Below are 16,861 nucleotides of genomic sequence, written 5' to 3'. Positions count from 1 at the left end.
GTTTGAGCTACCTAAATTAACCGGTTTTATTTAAATTGCAAGAAAAAATATAGGCAATAATGTGATTTTAACGAGATATTTAACAAAAGAAGTATTTAAGAGCCAAGTGGCTATTTTATTTATTTTACTTCTGATTTTTTTCTCCCAACAGCTAGTCCGAGTTTTAGGTTCGGCAGCGAACGGGAATGTACCGGCAGACCTGGTATTATCGCTATTAGGCTTAGGTATGCCTGCGATGGCGCAATTAATGCTTCCTTTATGCTTGTTTATCGCGATTTTATTAACATTCGGTCGTTTATATGCGGAAAGTGAAATTTCGGTTATGCGAGCCTGTGGCGTGGGGCAACGTATTCTTGTTAAGGTGGCGCTGGGGCTTTCCGTGTTAACGGCGGCACTGGCGGCTTACAATGTGTTGTGGGTTTCCCCTTGGGCTATTCAAAAACAAGGACAGATTGTAGAGGATGCAAGAGCTAATCCGAATATGTCCGCATTATCGGCCGGTCAATTTATGACCTCCAATGATAGCGATTTCGTACTGTTTATAGATAATATTAAAGATAACAAAATCAGCAATATCTATTTATTCCAAACGAAAGAAAAAGGAAATTCTAAACCGTCGGTTATTGTTGCGGAGAACGGTGAATTACAATCTTTACCGAATGGCGATCAGATTTTAAGTCTGCAAAATAGTCAACGAGTGGAAGGTTCCGCTGCGTTGCCTGATTTTCGTATTACCAATTTCACCGAATATCAGGCTTATTTAGGACATCGTAATGTGGATTCCGATGAAAATGAAACAACAGAATTACCGCTTGCGAAATTGTTAACGCTGAAAACACCGGCGGCGAAAGCCGAATTAAACTGGCGTATCAGTTTGATTTTAGCCGTTCCTTTAATGGCGTTGCTAGCGGTTCCGTTAAGTAAGGTAAATCCTCGACAAGGACGTTTTGCCAAAATTTTGCCGGCATTATTGCTTTACTTAATTTATTTCTTATTGCAGAGTTCATTAAAATCGGCAGGCGGTGCCGGCAAATTAGATGCCGGATTGCTGATGCCGTTGGTTAATCTCTTTTTCTTACTCTTGGGAATTATGCTAAACAGTTGGAATAGCGCCTTTATGTATAAAATTCGTCATCTGTTCTCAAAAAAATCGGCGATTTAAGGAGACTGAAAAATGATGAATACATTAGATAGATATATCGGCAAAAGCATTTTAGGGGCGATTTTTGCTACTTTATTAACCTTAGTCGGACTTTCAGGCATTATTAAATTTGTCGAACAGTTCCGCAGTGTAGGTAAAGGCAGCTATGATAGTATGCAGGCTTTCCTTTATACCGTGCTGACAATGCCGAAAGATATCGAAACTTTTTTCCCGATGGCGGCATTATTGGGGGCGCTCATCGCATTGGGTAATCTTGCCAGTCGCAGCGAATTGGTGGTTATGCAGTCGGCGGGCTTTTCCCGTATGAAAATCGGCTTTGCCGTGATGAAAACCGCTTTGCCGTTGGTTTTATTAACTATGGTTATCGGCGAATGGGGCATTCCGCAAACGGAACAGTTTGCACGGGATATGCGTTCAAAAGCGATTTCCGGCGGTTCTATGCTATCGGTGAAAAACGGTATTTGGGCAAAAGACGGCAATGATTTCATCTATATTAAACGAGCAACGGAAGACGCTAATTTAAATAACATTTATATTTACAGTTTTAATGACAACCGCCAGTTGCAACGGGTTAGCCATGCCAATAAAGCAAGTTATGAAAACGGAAGCTGGGTGTTAAAACAGGTTAATGAATCGCAGATTTCGGCGGATGAAATTAAAACGAAAAACTATTTAAACCGTCCCTGGAAAACCTCGTTAACGCCGGATAAATTAGGAATTTTCACGGTTAAACCGACTTCGTTGTCTATTTCCGGACTATCCAGCTATATTTCTTTCCTGAAAGAAACCGGACAGGACAGCAAAAAATTCGAGCTGACCTACTGGCGCAAATTATTCCAGCCGATTTCAGTGGGCGTGATGATGATGTTGGCGTTATCCTTTATTTTCGGTCCGTTACGTAGCGTTACCGCGGGTGCAAGAATCGTTACCGGGATTTGTTTCGGCTTCTTATTTTACGTAATCAATGAAATTTTCGGCCCGTTAAGTCTGGTGTATAATGTGGCGCCTATCATCGGCGCATTAATGCCGAGCCTTTTATTCTTAGTGATTACCTGGTGGTTACTAAGCCGTAAACGGGATTAAAACCCCATGAAAAAAGAGCGCACGTTAACAAAAGTGCGGTCTTTTTTTGTAAATTTTTAGGAATTGTTGAAAATTAAATCAACTAAAAACAAATTAACAATTTATTCTTGCAACAACCGAAGAACTCCGTATAATACGCTCTGTTCACGTATTTATCAGTGAAGCCAGTGTGGCGAAATCGGTAGACGCAGCGGATTCAAAATCCGCCGCCCTTAAAAGCGTGTCGGTTCGAGTCCGACCACTGGCACCAAATTCAAGAGACCGCTTTTTAGCGGTCTTTTTTATTGCCCGGATTTCTTACTTTTCATAAACTAATTCCGGTTATTAAAGGGTTTTAGTTTATTTATGTCGGTAACTGCAAAACGATACTTTTGATAAGCAACGGCCGGAAGCTCGGGTTAAGTAAAATCCGCTGCGATTGCGGCTTGCCCGAGGCTTAATCCGCCGTCGCCCATCGGGAACTGATGGGCGCTTAGCACATTAAATTCTTGCAGATTTTCTTTTAATAACCGGCGTAAAAGCCGGTTATGCATTACACCGCCTGAAAGCACAATGGTACGGCATTGATATTTGTTTGCCTGTTGACGGGCTAATTCGGCAAATCCGGCCGCAAGCGCGAGATGGAAAGCAAAGGCTTTATCGGCTTTCTGCTCTTTATAATTGCGCCATGATTGCCAGAATTTGGCCAGATTTAGAAATGTTTTATTATTTTTATCATTCGTCCAAATAAGTTCATCGGCAAATTCCGGTAAAATTTGTCGAATTTTGACCGCACTTTTTTCAGTAAATTGCGATTGACCTGCGAGCGCTTCTAACCGGCAGGCGGCTTCGCCTTCCCAGCTCAGGTTTTCCGGCGCGATGTTAAGGGAGTAGGCTACCGCATCAAATAATCTGCCGGCGGAAGAAATTGTCGGGCAGTTGATTTTTTGTTCTATTGCGCGGCTTAGTGGCTGCCAATTATATTTTTCGCAGCTTTTAGCCGCAAGTTCTTGCCAGTTTTCCACAAATTGATGAATATGCGCGAGCCAGTTGCGCCAAGGTTGGGTTGCCGCAAGGTCGCCGCCGGGAAGAGCTACAGCCGGCAACCCGCCGAGATGTTTAACTTCCGTCCGGTTTATCAGTAAACATTCACCGCCCCAAAGCTGTTGATTTTCACCCATTCCGATGCCGTCTAAGGCAATGCCGATCACCTTTTCATTGCAATTATGTTCTGCCATTACCGCCCTAATATGGGCGTGGTGGTGAAGAATTTCCATAACGGGAATCTGTTGGCATTGCGCAATTTGTCTGCCCGTTGCCGAACTGAAATAGCCGGTATGGGAATCAACCGCGATTAAATCGGCTTTAAATTGATAAATATGCTGAAATAACGCCAGATTTTCCTCTAATTGAGACCGCACTTTTTCGTCGGCGGTATCGCCGATATGCTGGCTGACCACGGCTTTATTTCTTTTAAGCAGGCAGAATGTGTTTTTTAGATCCGAACCTAAGGCGAGAATATTTTTGTTGTTTGAGATATTTAGTGAAATTTCGTCCGGTACATAACCGCGGGCGCGACGTAACGTTTCTAAACCGTCAAAGGCAATGCGCACAAGGCTGTCGTCCGCGCGTTGTAAAATATCCCGATTATGGCAAAGATAAAAATCCGCCAAATTTTGCAAAAATTTAACCGCACTTTCATTATCCAACACCGGCGGTTGCCCGCTCGGATTGGCGGATGTCATAACCAGCGGCTTGTTTATCGCCTTTAATAATAAATGTTGCAACGGATTGCTTGGCAACATAACGCCGATTTCATTTAAATGCGGGGCAATAAGTTCATCAACCGCCGGTACTTTATGTTTTGACAGTAATACAATAGGTGCCGCACTTGAGGTTAAAAGTTCGGTTTCCGCCCGGCTGAGTGCCGTTAAAAACCGCAAATCGGGCACCATAATTGCAAGCGGTTTAGTGGGGCGGCGTTTACGAGAGCGCAATAATTGTACGGTTTGCCGATTGGTGGCGTCGCAAGCCAGATGGAATCCGCCGATACCTTTAATGGCAATAATTTTACCTTCATTCAGCAAATGCAGGGTTTGTATTAATGCCGCTTCGTGATCTGCTATTTTGGTATGTTGATTCTGCAGCCAAATATGCGGGCCGCAAACGGGGCAGGCGTTCGGTTGCGCGTGAAAACGGCGATCCGCCGGGTTTTTATATTCCCGCTCGCATTCCGGGCAAAAAGGAAAGTTTGCCATTGAGGTATTCGGGCGATCATAAGGGATGGATTTAATAATGGTGAAACGGGGGCCGCAATGCGTACAGTTTGTGAAAGGGTAATGAAAACGGCGGTTATGGGGCGCAAATAACTCTTTCAAACAAGCGGGGCAAGTGGCGGCATCCGGCACAATTTGCGTATCTACGGCGTTATTTTCACTTTCTCGAATGGTAAAGTCTGAAAAGTGCGGTAAATTTTCGCCGATTTTTGTTGTCTCTTGAATTTCCGTAATTTGCGCAAGAGGCGGCAGTTTATTCTGTAAATCCCGCAAAAACTGTTGCAGAGAGACACAATCAGGTTCAATAAAGCGGATCAATACGCCCTGACCATCATTGTTCACATCACCTTTTAGCCCGTATTGATTTGCCAATAGCCAAACGAAAGGACGAAATCCTACTCCTTGTACTTTGCCTTTAATACGTAGTTCGATAACGGAGTGTTTTTCGGTGTTCATGTGGAAATGCCTTCATTTATTATTTAGCCGGGGTCTGTTTATAAAAGATAAGCAGACCCTAATCATATTGGAATTTAAGCGTTTATCAATAGATTTTAGAAGTCAGAGAGGAATCAGCTTTAATAGCGATGGACAGCATTTGGAAGCGGCGTAACGCCCGTTGAAATTATTCCACCGCAATTTCCTTAATTCGCAAATCATCGCCGCCTTGCTTTTGTAAGTGAATACCGCCGCATTGGGGACAGGCGTCATGATGGCTTTTGATTTCCACCGTTTTTTCGCAATGCCAGCAATAGGCCAGCGCCAGCACGGGGACAAAATGGAGCTTGCAATTTTCCATTACCGTATTTTTGCGGCATACCTCAAAACAAAATTCAATGGCATCAGGTTCCACACAGGAAAGCGGACCGATTTCCAACCAAATATCCGTAACTTTATTCACGTTATTGCGGTGGCATTGTTCTTCCACAATTTCCATAATGTTTTGGGTAAGGGACATTTCGTGCATAAAATTTCCTTAAAAAAGAACCGCACTTTGCATAAAAAAGTGCGGTCGATTTTTCGTTAATTTTTTACCCTTTGTGTTTCATTGCCGGGAATAGAATCACATCGCGGATTGACGGAGCGTTGGCGAACAGCATTGCTAAACGGTCGATCCCCAAACCTTCGCCCGCAGTCGGCGGTAAGCCGTGTTCCAGTGCGGTGACGAAGTCGTCATCTTTAAACATGGCTTCATCGTCGCCTGCGTCTTTCGCCGCTACTTGGGCGTCGAAACGTTCAGCTTGGTCTTCGGCGTCGTTCAATTCCGAGAAACCGTTACCGATTTCACGGCCGCCGATGAATAATTCAAAACGATCGGTTACTTCCGGGTTTTCGTCATTACGGCGCGCCAACGGCGAAATTTCCGCAGGGTGAGCCATTAAGAATGTCGGTTGAATCAGGTGATGTTCCGCCACTTCTTCAAAAATGGCATTGACGATTGAACCTAAGCCCCAGGATTTTTGGATTTCAATGCCTAATTTGGCGGCTGCCGCTTTGGCACGGTCTAAATCGTATAAATCTTCTTTTACAATACCTTTTTCCGCGCCGTATTTAATCACCGCATCATGCATGGTGATACGTTCGAACGGTTTGCCGAAATCGAATTCATATTCGCCGTAAGGCACAATGGTGGTACCTAAAATATCAAGGGCTAATTTACGTAACAATTCTTCGGTGTTATCCATTAAATCGTGGTAATCCGCGTATGCCTGATAGTATTCGATCATAGTGAATTCCGGGTTGTGGCGCACGGAAACCCCTTCGTTGCGGAAGTTACGGTTTAATTCGAATACCCGTTCAAAGCCGCCCACCACTAAGCGTTTTAAGTAAAGTTCGGGGGCGATACGCAGGTACATATCGATATCCAGAGCGTTGTGGTGAGTTACGAACGGACGCGCCGCCGCGCCGCCCGGAATTACCTGCAGCATCGGTGTTTCTACTTCGATGAAGCCTTTACCGATGAAGTATTCGCGGATACCGGCGATAACTTTTGAGCGGATCACAAAAGTACGACGGGATTCTTCGTTAGAAATTAAATCTAAATAACGTTGGCGATAACGGGTTTCCTGATCGCTCAAACCGTGGAATTTATCCGGCAACGGACGAAGCGCTTTGGTTAATAATTGCACTTCATGAGCTTTTACGGTTAATTCGTTGGTTTTGGTTTTAAATAAAGTACCTTTGATCCCGACAATATCGCCTAAATCCCAGCTTTTTACATCTTCCCCGTAGACGCCTTCAGGAAGGTTATCGCGAGCCACATAAAGCTGGATTTTACCGCTCATATCCTGAATGGTTATAAAAGTCGCTTTTCCCATGGTACGACGGGTCATAATGCGACCGGCAACGGCAACATGCAGATCTTTTTCTTTTAATTGTTCGCCGTCCGTTTCATCGTATTGATTATGTAAATCCTGAGCTAATGCATCACGGCGAAATGTGTTCGGAAAGGCGTTACCTTTTGCACGTAAGGCCGCTAATTTTTCGCGACGTACCGCCATTTCACCGTGAAAATCTAATTCTGCATTTTGTTGTTCTGACATTTTTGGTTACCTTGTAATTTCGTCGGATGGGTATGCTTGTCCACCCTTTATTTTTTTTAATATTTGATTGAATTTAATATGGAGTAGTACGATTACAATCCCGCTTTCAAACTGGCTTCGATAAAACGATCTAGATCGCCGTCCAATACCGCTTGGGTATTGCGGTTTTCTACGCCTGTACGCAGATCTTTGATGCGGGAATCATCAAGCACATAGGAACGAATCTGGCTGCCCCAGCCGATATCCGATTTTGAATCTTCCAACGCCTGTTTATCTGCGTTTTTCTTTTGCAATTCCATTTCGTAAAGTTTCGCTTTCAATTGCTTCATACATTGATCTTTATTTTTATGCTGAGAACGATCGTTTTGACATTGCACTACAATACCGCTTGGAATATGGGTAATCCGTACCGCACTTTCCGTCCGGTTTACGTGTTGCCCGCCGGCTCCGGAGGCTCGATATACGTCGATACGCAAATCTGCCGGATTGATCTCAATATCAATATCATCGTCAATTTCAGGATAAATAAAGGCGGCGGCAAAAGAGGTGTGACGACGGTTATTGCTGTCAAACGGGCTTTTGCGCACTAAACGGTGAATGCCCGTTTCGGTGCGTAGCCAGCCGAACGCATATTCGCCTGATACTTTCACCGTAGCGGATTTTAAACCGGCTACATCGCCGTCGGAGACTTCCATCAATTCGGTTTTAAAGCCTTTGCTTTCCGCCCAACGCAAATACATACGTAACAGCATTTCCGTCCAGTCCTGCGCTTCCGTGCCGCCGGAACCCGCTTGCAGATCGATATAACAGTCGCAGGCATCGTGCTCGCCGCTGAACATCCGGCGGAATTCCAATTTAGCCAACTGCTGTTCCAATTCGTCTAATTCGGTAACGGCTTCGTTAAAGGTTTCTTCATCTTCTCCTTCAACGGCTAATTCCAATAGTCCGTCAACGTCTTCCAGCCCCTGCTCGAGCTTTTTAATGGTGTTCACAACGGTTTCCAATGCGGAACGCTCTTTTCCTAAAGCCTGCGCTTTTTCCGGTTCGTTCCATACGTCAGGTTGTTCCAATTCGGCATTGACTTCTTCCAGGCGTTCTACTTTCGCATCAAAGTCAAAGATACCCCCTCAGCACGTCAGTGCGGGAGGTTAAGTCTGCAATTTTATTTTTTACAGGATTAATTTCAAACATTTTCTTGTTTTTGAGTTGTCAAAATAAACTGCAATTATAGGTTATTTTGCGTTAATTTGGTAGGTCTTCTCGAAGGCTAATTGTATATAGCATATTTTTTCAACAAATCCTTATTATCTCCTTGCACAATTTGGTAATCTTTTTATAATTTGTACTTTATCTACTGATTTAGGAACAGAAAAATGAAGAAATTTGTAACCGCACTTTCATTAATGGCTATTTCAATGGCAGCTACGGCTGATAATGCGCAAATTACAACTCAATTAAAAAAATTAGGCGCAACCAATATTGAAGTGAAAGACTCACCTATTTCAGGTATTAAAACCGTAGTAACGAACGAAGGCGTTCTTTATGCCACCGAAGACGGTAAATATGTGTTGCAAGGTAAATTATTCGAATTAACGGATAAAGGGCCGGTGGATGTAACCGGCAAAGCTTTGTTAGCGACATTAGAAAGCTATAAAAACGAAATGATTGTCTATCCGGCAAAAAATGAAAAACACGTGGTGACCGTTTTTATGGATATTACTTGTGGCTATTGTCAAAAATTACATAGTGAAATCAAGGAATATAACGATTTAGGTATTACCATTCGTTATTTAGCTTTTCCGCGCGGCGGTTTAGGAACGAAAACGGCAAAAGAAATGGAAGCGATTTTTACCGCTAAAGATCCCGCATTTGCATTAGACGAAGCGGAAAAAGGCAATCCGCCGAAAGAATTAAAAGCGGTGAATATCACGAAAAAACATTATGAATTGGGCGTTCAATTCGGTGTTCGCGGTACGCCGAGTATTGTGACCCAAAGCGGTGAATTAATCGGCGGCTATTTACCACCGAAAGAATTATTATCCGCTTTAGAAAGCGTAAAATAATCCAGACATATTATTCGGATGGGCTTATTAGCCCACCAATTATTTTAGGACCGGCTTAGTGAAAATCTCCGTAGTATTCGGTTGATTAGCTGCGGTTTGATTAAATGTATTTCCGTTATTTTAGATTGTATTTATCCTGTGAATAAGCTTATCCAACGTCGTACGATTCCACATGGTTCGGCTGTTTGCGCCGATCCCTTATTGGATCGCCTGTACCGTTCCCGCCATATAAAAAATTCCCAACAATTAGACCGCACTTTGCATTCTATGCTGGCGCCTAATCAGTTACAAGGTATTGACCAAGCTGTTCAACTATTGATAATCGCCCGTGAAAAACAGCAAAAAGTGATTATTGTCGGGGATTTCGATGCGGACGGCGCAACCAGTACGGCGTTGACCGTGAGCGCGCTTCGCCAGTTGGGCTTTACCGATGTGGATTATCTTGTGCCGAACCGTTTTGAGCAGGGTTACGGGCTAAGTGTTGCTGTGGCGGAAATGGCGTTAGCAAAAGGCGTCGAACTGTTGATTACAGTGGATAACGGCGTTTCTTCTCTCGACGGTGTGGCGTTTTTGAAAGGGCATGGCGTACGGGTGCTGATTACCGATCATCATTTACCGCCGGAAATATTGCCTGCTGCGGATGCAATTGTGAATCCGAATTTAGCGGATTGTCATTTTCCTTCGAAAGCTTTGGCTGGAGTGGGGGTCGCGTTTTATTTAATGCTGGCGTTGCGTGCAAAATTGCGCGAGTCGGGCGAATTTAATGAAAAAACGCAGCCTAATTTTACCGAACTTTTAGATTTGGTAGCGCTCGGTACCATTGCGGATGTTGTGCCCTTGGATCAAAATAACCGGATTCTGGCTCATCAAGGCTTAGCCCGTATTAGAGCCGAACGCTGCCGTTACGGTATTCGGGCATTGATTGAAGTGGCAAATAAAGATATTTCGCAATTATCCGCCGGTGATCTCGGCTATTCGATTGCACCGCGCTTAAACGCGGCGGGGCGGTTGGATAATATGTCCGTAGGTGTCGAACTGCTGTTGGCGGATTCTATGGAACAAGCCCGCGCCTTAGCGTTAGAACTGGACGGCTTAAACCAAACCCGTAAAGAAATCGAACAGGGTATGAAAGCGGAAGCCCTTGAAATTTGCCGAAATCTGACCGCACTTAAAACCGAATTACCGACGGGCATTGCTCTTTATCAGGCGGACTGGCACCAGGGCGTATTGGGCATTTTGGCTTCCCGCATTAAAGATCAGTTTCATCGCCCTGTGGTGGCGTTTGCGCAGGATCAGAACGGGTTGTTAAAAGGTTCCGCCCGTTCTATTGAGGGCTTGCATATGCGTGATGCGCTTGAGCGCATAAATACGTTGTACCCCGATATGATTGTGAAATTCGGCGGTCATGCTATGGCGGCGGGGTTAACAATTAAAGAAGAATTATTTGCGGATTTTCAGCGCAGTTTTAATCAGGTGGTGACGGATTGGCTGGACAAAGATATGCTGCAAGGCATAGTTTGGACCGACGGCGATTTGCCGCAAACAATGATGAATATGAATACCGCCGAGTTGTTAAAACAGGCGGGACCTTGGGGACAGGCGTTTCCCGAACCTATATTTGACGGCGAGTTTCGTATTTTACAGCAACGATTGGTGGGTGAGAAACATTTGAAAATGCTGGTTGAGCCGGTAAACGGCGGGCCATTGTTCGATGCTATTGCATTTAACATTGATACCCGTTATTATCCCGACCTTTCGATTCGCACAGCAGTATTGGCTTATAAACTGGAGATAAACGAATTTCGCGGCAATCGAGACGTTCAACTGCTGGTTGATTATATTCAACCGCGCAGTTAGCCGAAAAGTGCGGTAATTTTTTATTAAATTTTGTGTTTAGTATGAAAATAAAATTCTGCTGTTATTTATTTTTAGTCTGTTTAGCGCCGGCGGTATTCGCTCAGAAGAATACCGCCGGTACTCATGCGGCTCAAACAATCGCAAGTCCGGGAAATAGAGCGGCGAAAAATGAGTTTCAGGACGGGCAGGATTATTTTTCTTACAGCACGCCTATACACACGGAAAACCGCCGGGACGGCAAAATTCTGATTCAATCGTTTTTTGATTATGATTGCAGGGTTTGTGTGAATACGCTGGATATTCTGGAGCTTTATAGCAAAATTAATCCCAATAAAGTGGTGGTGGAAGAATACCCTATAGCGACCAAAGAAACCACCTTCAGCGCGCAGGTTTATTACAGTTTAAAACGGATGAATCACGAGGATATTGCAGAGTTATTGCTGTTTGAGACTACTGATATTGAACGTTATCACGAGTTAACAAAATTTGAAAATCTGCTTGCTTATTTAAAGCAGCAAAATGTGGATGAAAAGCTGTTTACCGATATTTATCAATCGGCAGAAATTCGCCGGCAGGTAAGCGAAGCTATTTATCGTACGGAAAAATACGGTGTATTTACCTATCCCTTTGTGGTAATCGGCGGAAAATACGTGCTGACAAACAGTACGTTATATAATGATGATTATACTTTTGCGGTGCTTGATTTTTTAGTTCACGAGCTTTCGGCCGTTTCCACCGCAACACATTCAAAATAAGGAAAATTTATGAAAATCGGCATTGTCGGCGCTATGAAGCAAGAGATTGAAATTCTTGCAAATTTAATGCGAAACCAAACTGTCACCCAAGTAGCAGGTTGCACTATTTATGAAGGGCTAATCAACTGCAAACAAGTAGCGTTATTGCAATCGGGTATCGGTAAAGTGGCGGCGGCTATCGGCACAACGGCATTATTACAATTAGCCAAACCGGATGTCGTGTTAAACACCGGATCTGCCGGCGGGGTAGGGGACGGCTTAAAAGTCGGTGATATTGTTATTTCTACCGAAACCGCTTATCACGATGCGGATGTCACGGCTTTCGGTTATGCAAAAGGACAGTTGCCCGCCTGCCCGGCAACCTTTATTTCTGACGAAAAACTGACCGCGCTTGCAAAACAGGTGGCGCAGGCGCAAGGGCATAATGTAAAACGCGGGTTAATTTGTTCAGGTGATAGTTTTATTGCCGGCGGCGAACGTTTAGCGCAAATTAAAGCGGATTTCCCTAATGTGACCGCCGTTGAAATGGAGGCGGCTGCGATTGCGCAGGTATGTCATGTGTTCCGGGTGCCTTTTGTGGTCGTCCGCGCGATTTCCGATGCGGGTGACGGGCAAGCCGGCATGTCTTTTGAAGAATTTCTCCCGATTGCAGCAAAACAGTCTTCCGCTATGATCATCGGCATGCTGGAGCAGCTTTAATATTTAAGGCAAAAGTGCGGTCGATTTTTCCTGATTTTTAAAAGGATGTCTGGTATGGCGCCTTTACGGAAACTTCGAATAATATTATGTAATAAATCGATATTGCTGAAAATACAAAATAATCAAGTAACAATAAGGGCGCTATATAGCGCCCTTTGTTTTTTATAATCCGGTTTAATTAAGCGTCAAACATGGCAGAAATTGATTCTTCATTGCTGATGCGGCGAATAGCTTCCGCAAGCATTGCCGAAAGAGTTAATGAACGCACTTTGCCTAAGGCTTTGATTTCGGCGGAAAGCGGGATAGTATCCGTTACAACCACTTCGTCTAATGCCGGGTTGGCAATGTTTTGCGCTGCGGAACCGGAGAATACGGCATGGGTTGCATAAGCAAATACGCGTTTCGCACCGCGTTCTTTTAAGGCTTCTGCCGCTTTTACTAAGGTGCCGCCGGTATCGATCATATCATCGACTAAGATACAGTCACGGTCGGAAACATCACCGATAATGTGCATAACTTGCGATACGTTTGCTTTAGGACGACGTTTGTCGATAATCGCCATATCCGTATCGTTCAATAATTTGGCAACTGCGCGGGCACGAACTACACCGCCGATATCCGGTGATACGACGATTGGGTTTTCTAAATCGGTTTTTTTCAAAATGTCGTTAATTAAAACAGGCGAACCGAACACGTTGTCTACCGGTACGTCAAAGAAACCTTGAATTTGTTCTGCGTGCAGGTCGCAGGTTAATACGCGGTCAACACCTACGCTTGATAAGAAATCTGCCACCACTTTAGCGGTAATCGGCACACGGGCGGAACGTACGCGGCGGTCTTGGCGCGCATAACCGAAATAAGGAATAACCGCTGTAATACGACCGGCTGACGCACGACGTAAGGCATCAACCATTACAATCAATTCCATTAAATTGTCATTGGTTGGTGCACAAGTTGATTGGATAATGAACACGTCGCTACCACGCACGTTTTCATTGATCTGAACTTGAATTTCGCCATCGCTAAAACGACCTACGGTAGCATCACCTAATGAAATATACAGGCGTTCGGAAATTCGTTTTGCTAGTTCTGGCGTAGCATTACCAGCGAAGAGTTTAATGTCAGGCATTTTATTTAATAACCTCAGGTTTAGATTGTAATTAAGGGTTTGAAATTAGAGTTAATTAAAATTAACCGTGATTCTGTCGGTTTAATTGTTCCAACATTTTATGTAATGGAGAAACGTTTAATCCTTGCGCAACAAAACCGGAAAACTGTTTAGATTTTAAATTAAATACGGTTTGCGCCGATTGTTCATCAGCAAATTCAGCAAATACGCAAGCACCGCTCCCCGTCAATCTTGATGGTGCGTATTTTACCAACCAGCGGAGCAGTTCTTCAACCTCCGGATAAAGTTTTCTCACAACTTTTTCGCAATCGTTTGTATATTCTTGTTGTAGTAATTGCTCAAGCGGTTTTTTCTTGGTGTCACGGGTTAAATCAGGTTCGGAAAAAACTTTGGCGGTGGAAATAGATACATTCGGTTTAATTACCGCATACCATTTTTCAGGAGGCTCACAATAGGTGATTTTTTCACCGACACCTTCGGCAAAAGCGGCTTTACCGTGGACGAAAATAGGTACGTCCGCACCGAGTTTTAAGCCTAATTCGGCAAGCTCGTTAACAGATAAGCCGGTTTTCCAGAGATAGTTTAACGCAACCAATGCCGTTGCCGCATTGGATGAACCGCCGCCAACGCCGCCGCCCATAGGCAACACTTTGTCTAAATGCAGATCCGCACCTAACCGGCAAGCCGTTTTTTGTTGTAATAATTTTGCCGCCCGATAAATTAAATTATCTTCGGTTTTTAAATCGGGAATTTCAGGGGTGAGACGGATTTTACCGTCATTGCGGACTTTAATTGAGAGCCAATCGCCATAATCTAAAAACTGGAATAAGGTTTGCAGTTCATGGTAACCGTCGGCGCGCCGCCCGTTGATATATAAGAATAGATTTAATTTCGCAGGGCAAGGGAAATTAAAGCTATCCCCTTGCTTATAATCGGAAAAAAGTGCGGTAGAAAATTGATGAGTTTTCATAGCCGGTTAGAATGTCCAGTTATCCACACGAATTTTCAGCGTTTGGTCGGCATTTTTCAGCAAAATATCTTTAGGCAATGCCGGCTGTTTTTCTTCGTGATAGTTTAAATAATCCGCGGACCAAACCGTACCGTCTAACGGATAAGTAAAACTCGCCAAATAATGATTTTCGCCTACCTGATAATCGGCTTTTTCATCGGGCTGACCTTTCAGCCAGTAAGCAAATTGCTCAAGCGGCACATCCATACCGACGATTTCACGTACTAAGGCTTTCGCATCCGCTTCGGAACGCCGGTTGCCTTTGTTGTCTGAAATGGTCATGCCCGTATTATGCATTTGCATTACCAGACTGGTGGAACTGATAGTTGAATAAAGTTTCAGTGTGTAATCGGTGGGCGCGGAGTAATTCCATTCGAAACGGCTGGAAAAGCGTTCTTTACTACTGATATAACCGATTTGCCCTTGGCTGCTGTAATGCTGAATTTGTTTGATTTGTTTGAGATGTTGCTGCCATTGTATATCGGATTTATCGATAGTTTTAACATCAGCCGGGCGCGTGTCGCTAATATCAAGCGACGAACAAGCCGTTAAAATAAAGCCCGCAACAAGAGCGGTAAAGAAAGATTTTAAATGATTCATATTTATCAGACGAGTTAATCACTCGTCAAGTGTAAATGGATTATGGCAAAATACCTTCGAAAAACGCGGTTATTGTACGGATTTATGGGCGGTTAGTAAAGTTAGAAGTTTCAACTTAATAATTAACTGACTCAATGACAGAAAAGATTGTTAAATATTGAATGTGATTATTTATGCTTAAAACAAAGCCCCGTTATCAGGGCTTTATATTTATTTCTTATTGGGGATTTCAGATTGGCAATACGGGCAATCTAAATAATGTTTTTCATTGTCGTGTACGATGTAATGCCCCATTTTTTTTGCTTTGGTGTCCAGATATCCGGTGTTGTAGCGGTTTTCGCCGACATTTAGCGGAATTCGTTCAACTACGTTGATGCCCGCTTTTTTCATGGTGTCGATTTTGGCGGGGTTGTTTGTTAACAGGCGAACCTTGCAGATACCTAATAATTCAAAAATATCCGCGCAAACTTTGAAATTCCGTTCGTCGGCGGCAAAGCCCAGTGCCAGATTTGCTTCGATAGTATCCATTCCGTTATCTTGCAATGAATATGCCCGGATTTTGTTGATTAAGCCGATTCCTCGCCCTTCTTCGCGATGGTAAATCAATACGCCGCGCCCCGCTTCGCTGATTTGACGTAATGCTGTGCTCAGTTGAAAACCGCAATCGCATTTTAAACTGTGTAATGCATCGCCGGTTAAGCATTCGGAATGAATACGGGCTAACACGGGGTTTTCTTCACTATTGCTAATATCGCCCATTACCAGTGCCACATGTTCTTTTTTAGTATCCGGAAATTCAAATCCTACAATGCGGAAAAGCCCAAACTCGGTGGGAAGATTGGCTTCTGCAACACGTTGAATTTTTGACATATAACAAATCCTTATTTCTTCTATCTACTTTTTATGTATCTAATGTTAAAATGCACCCTTTCAATATTTAGGGAAAATTTCATTATGTTAAAACGTTTGTCATTATATACTTTGTTGCTTTGTCTTGTCCCGATTTTTGTATGGATTTCTGGCTGGCATTGGCAAGGTGATGCTGCACTAACGCAATTTGATTATTTTTTGTATTGGTTAACGGAAACCGGTAGTTCGCCTTATGCGATTATTACCTGCGGTGTATTCGCCCTTTTATTTTTTCCTTTTGCGAAAACAAAAAAACAATGGGTAGCAGTGGTTGCCATTATGGCGGTTTCTATGGTGGTGACTCAGGGGCTTAAAACAGGTTTAAAACATGTTTTTGCCGAAGCCCGCCCTTATGTGGTGGAATTAGCCGCAAACTCAGACATTTCAACAGAATATTTCTATGATCAAACGAAAGAGCAACGTCAATCGATCGTTACGGATTATTATTCCTCCAGAGCGGAAACCCCAGGTTGGCTGGTAGAACACCGTGAAAACGAAGTGAGCTACTCATTTCCATCCGGACATACGATTTTTGCAGTGAGTTGGCTGTTGCTGGCGGCGGGGTTTTTCCGATTATTGGGACAAACTTCTTCGGGCGCCAAAATTCTGCTAATTTTGACCGCACTTTGGGCCTTTTTGATGCTGGTTAGCCGTTTAAGGTTAGGTATGCATTATCCGTTGGATTTATTAATAAGCACGCTTATCGCTTGGGTATTACATTGCGCATTATTTGTATTTTTAGAGAAAAAACGTTTATTTCCAAGGGATTAGCCTGTGAATAAATGCTTAATTAAATGAGA

15 protein-coding genes and 1 tRNA gene are annotated in these 16,861 nt (G+C 43.6%); 8 read left to right on the top strand and 8 right to left on the bottom strand.

Annotation, left to right across the window (positions count from 1 at the left end; all coding sequences use genetic code 11):
• Window positions 1–61 precede the first annotated feature (61 nt).
• The 3 genes from lptF (at window position 62) to A4G13_RS05200 (ending at window position 2,495) form a co-directional block, all read left to right on the top strand.
• Window positions 62–1,162 (top strand): LPS export ABC transporter permease LptF, encoded by a 1,101-nt coding sequence (gene lptF / locus A4G13_RS05210; RefSeq protein WP_207945312.1) that lies wholly within the window; start codon window positions 62–64, stop codon window positions 1,160–1,162.
• Between the two features lie 12 nt (window positions 1,163–1,174).
• Window positions 1,175–2,245 (top strand): LPS export ABC transporter permease LptG, encoded by a 1,071-nt coding sequence (lptG, locus tag A4G13_RS05205; protein ID WP_090654795.1) that lies wholly within the window; start codon window positions 1,175–1,177, stop codon window positions 2,243–2,245.
• A gap of 163 nt (window positions 2,246–2,408) precedes the next feature.
• A tRNA-Leu gene (locus A4G13_RS05200) sits at window positions 2,409–2,495 on the top strand.
• Window positions 2,496–2,643: 148 nt separating this feature from the next.
• Here A4G13_RS05200 and hypF read toward each other — a convergent pair.
• The 4 genes from hypF to prfB form a co-directional block, all read right to left on the bottom strand.
• The gene (hypF, locus tag A4G13_RS05195; RefSeq protein ID WP_090654798.1) at window positions 2,644–4,956 is read right to left on the bottom strand and encodes a carbamoyltransferase HypF; all 2,313 of its coding nucleotides are present in this window, start codon (window positions 4,954–4,956) and stop codon (window positions 2,644–2,646) included.
• 166 nt (window positions 4,957–5,122) lie between these two features.
• Window positions 5,123–5,464 (bottom strand): hydrogenase maturation nickel metallochaperone HypA, encoded by a 342-nt coding sequence (hypA, locus tag A4G13_RS05190; protein WP_090654801.1) that lies wholly within the window; start codon window positions 5,462–5,464, stop codon window positions 5,123–5,125.
• Between the two features lie 64 nt (window positions 5,465–5,528).
• A complete protein-coding gene (lysS, locus tag A4G13_RS05185) occupies window positions 5,529–7,040 on the bottom strand; it encodes a lysine--tRNA ligase (protein WP_011200716.1) in 1,512 nt (503 codons plus the stop codon).
• A 92-nt stretch (window positions 7,041–7,132) separates the two neighbouring features.
• A protein-coding gene (gene prfB, locus A4G13_RS05180; protein WP_142999798.1) for a peptide chain release factor 2 occupies window positions 7,133–8,231 on the bottom strand; the annotation gives its coding sequence in 2 pieces (ribosomal slippage) (window positions 7,133–8,155 and window positions 8,157–8,231; 1,098 coding nt in all).
• A gap of 182 nt (window positions 8,232–8,413) precedes the next feature.
• On the opposite strand from prfB, the gene dsbC reads away from it, so the two are divergent.
• The 4 genes from dsbC (at window position 8,414) to A4G13_RS05160 (ending at window position 12,414) form a co-directional block, all read left to right on the top strand.
• Window positions 8,414–9,103, top strand: a complete 690-nt coding sequence (gene dsbC, locus A4G13_RS05175) for a bifunctional protein-disulfide isomerase/oxidoreductase DsbC (RefSeq protein WP_090654807.1) — start codon at window positions 8,414–8,416, stop codon at window positions 9,101–9,103.
• 138 nt (window positions 9,104–9,241) lie between these two features.
• Complete coding sequence (gene recJ, locus A4G13_RS05170; protein WP_090655041.1) at window positions 9,242–10,960, top strand: single-stranded-DNA-specific exonuclease RecJ; 1,719 nt, start codon at window positions 9,242–9,244, stop codon at window positions 10,958–10,960.
• A 41-nt stretch (window positions 10,961–11,001) separates the two neighbouring features.
• Complete coding sequence (locus A4G13_RS05165; RefSeq protein WP_243739724.1) at window positions 11,002–11,715, top strand: thiol:disulfide interchange protein DsbA/DsbL; 714 nt, start codon at window positions 11,002–11,004, stop codon at window positions 11,713–11,715.
• A 9-nt stretch (window positions 11,716–11,724) separates the two neighbouring features.
• Window positions 11,725–12,414 (top strand): 5'-methylthioadenosine/adenosylhomocysteine nucleosidase, encoded by a 690-nt coding sequence (locus tag A4G13_RS05160; RefSeq protein ID WP_090654812.1) that lies wholly within the window; start codon window positions 11,725–11,727, stop codon window positions 12,412–12,414.
• A 178-nt stretch (window positions 12,415–12,592) separates the two neighbouring features.
• On the opposite strand, the gene A4G13_RS05155 is transcribed toward A4G13_RS05160, so the two are convergent.
• The 4 genes from A4G13_RS05155 to ribA form a co-directional block, all read right to left on the bottom strand.
• The gene (locus tag A4G13_RS05155) at window positions 12,593–13,543 is read right to left on the bottom strand and encodes a ribose-phosphate pyrophosphokinase (protein ID WP_011200709.1); all 951 of its coding nucleotides are present in this window, start codon (window positions 13,541–13,543) and stop codon (window positions 12,593–12,595) included.
• Between the two features lie 61 nt (window positions 13,544–13,604).
• A complete protein-coding gene (gene ispE, locus A4G13_RS05150) occupies window positions 13,605–14,513 on the bottom strand; it encodes a 4-(cytidine 5'-diphospho)-2-C-methyl-D-erythritol kinase (RefSeq protein WP_090654815.1) in 909 nt (302 codons plus the stop codon).
• Between the two features lie 6 nt (window positions 14,514–14,519).
• A complete protein-coding gene (gene lolB, locus A4G13_RS05145; RefSeq protein ID WP_090654819.1) occupies window positions 14,520–15,152 on the bottom strand; it encodes a lipoprotein insertase outer membrane protein LolB in 633 nt (210 codons plus the stop codon).
• A 210-nt stretch (window positions 15,153–15,362) separates the two neighbouring features.
• Window positions 15,363–16,022 carry a GTP cyclohydrolase II gene (ribA, locus tag A4G13_RS05140; RefSeq protein ID WP_011200706.1) on the bottom strand — a complete coding sequence of 220 codons (660 nt, stop codon included), beginning with the start codon at window positions 16,020–16,022 and terminating at the stop codon, window positions 15,363–15,365.
• Window positions 16,023–16,106: 84 nt separating this feature from the next.
• On the opposite strand from ribA, the gene A4G13_RS05135 reads away from it, so the two are divergent.
• Window positions 16,107–16,832, top strand: coding sequence for a phosphatase PAP2 family protein (locus A4G13_RS05135; protein ID WP_041639864.1), 726 nt, complete (start codon window positions 16,107–16,109; stop codon window positions 16,830–16,832).
• Window positions 16,833–16,861: the final 29 nt, after the last annotated feature.

It is taken from the genome of Basfia succiniciproducens, assembly GCF_011455875.1.
Classification (GTDB): domain Bacteria; phylum Pseudomonadota; class Gammaproteobacteria; order Enterobacterales; family Pasteurellaceae; genus Basfia; species Basfia succiniciproducens.
This window is presented reverse-complemented; position numbering and strand designations above follow the sequence as displayed.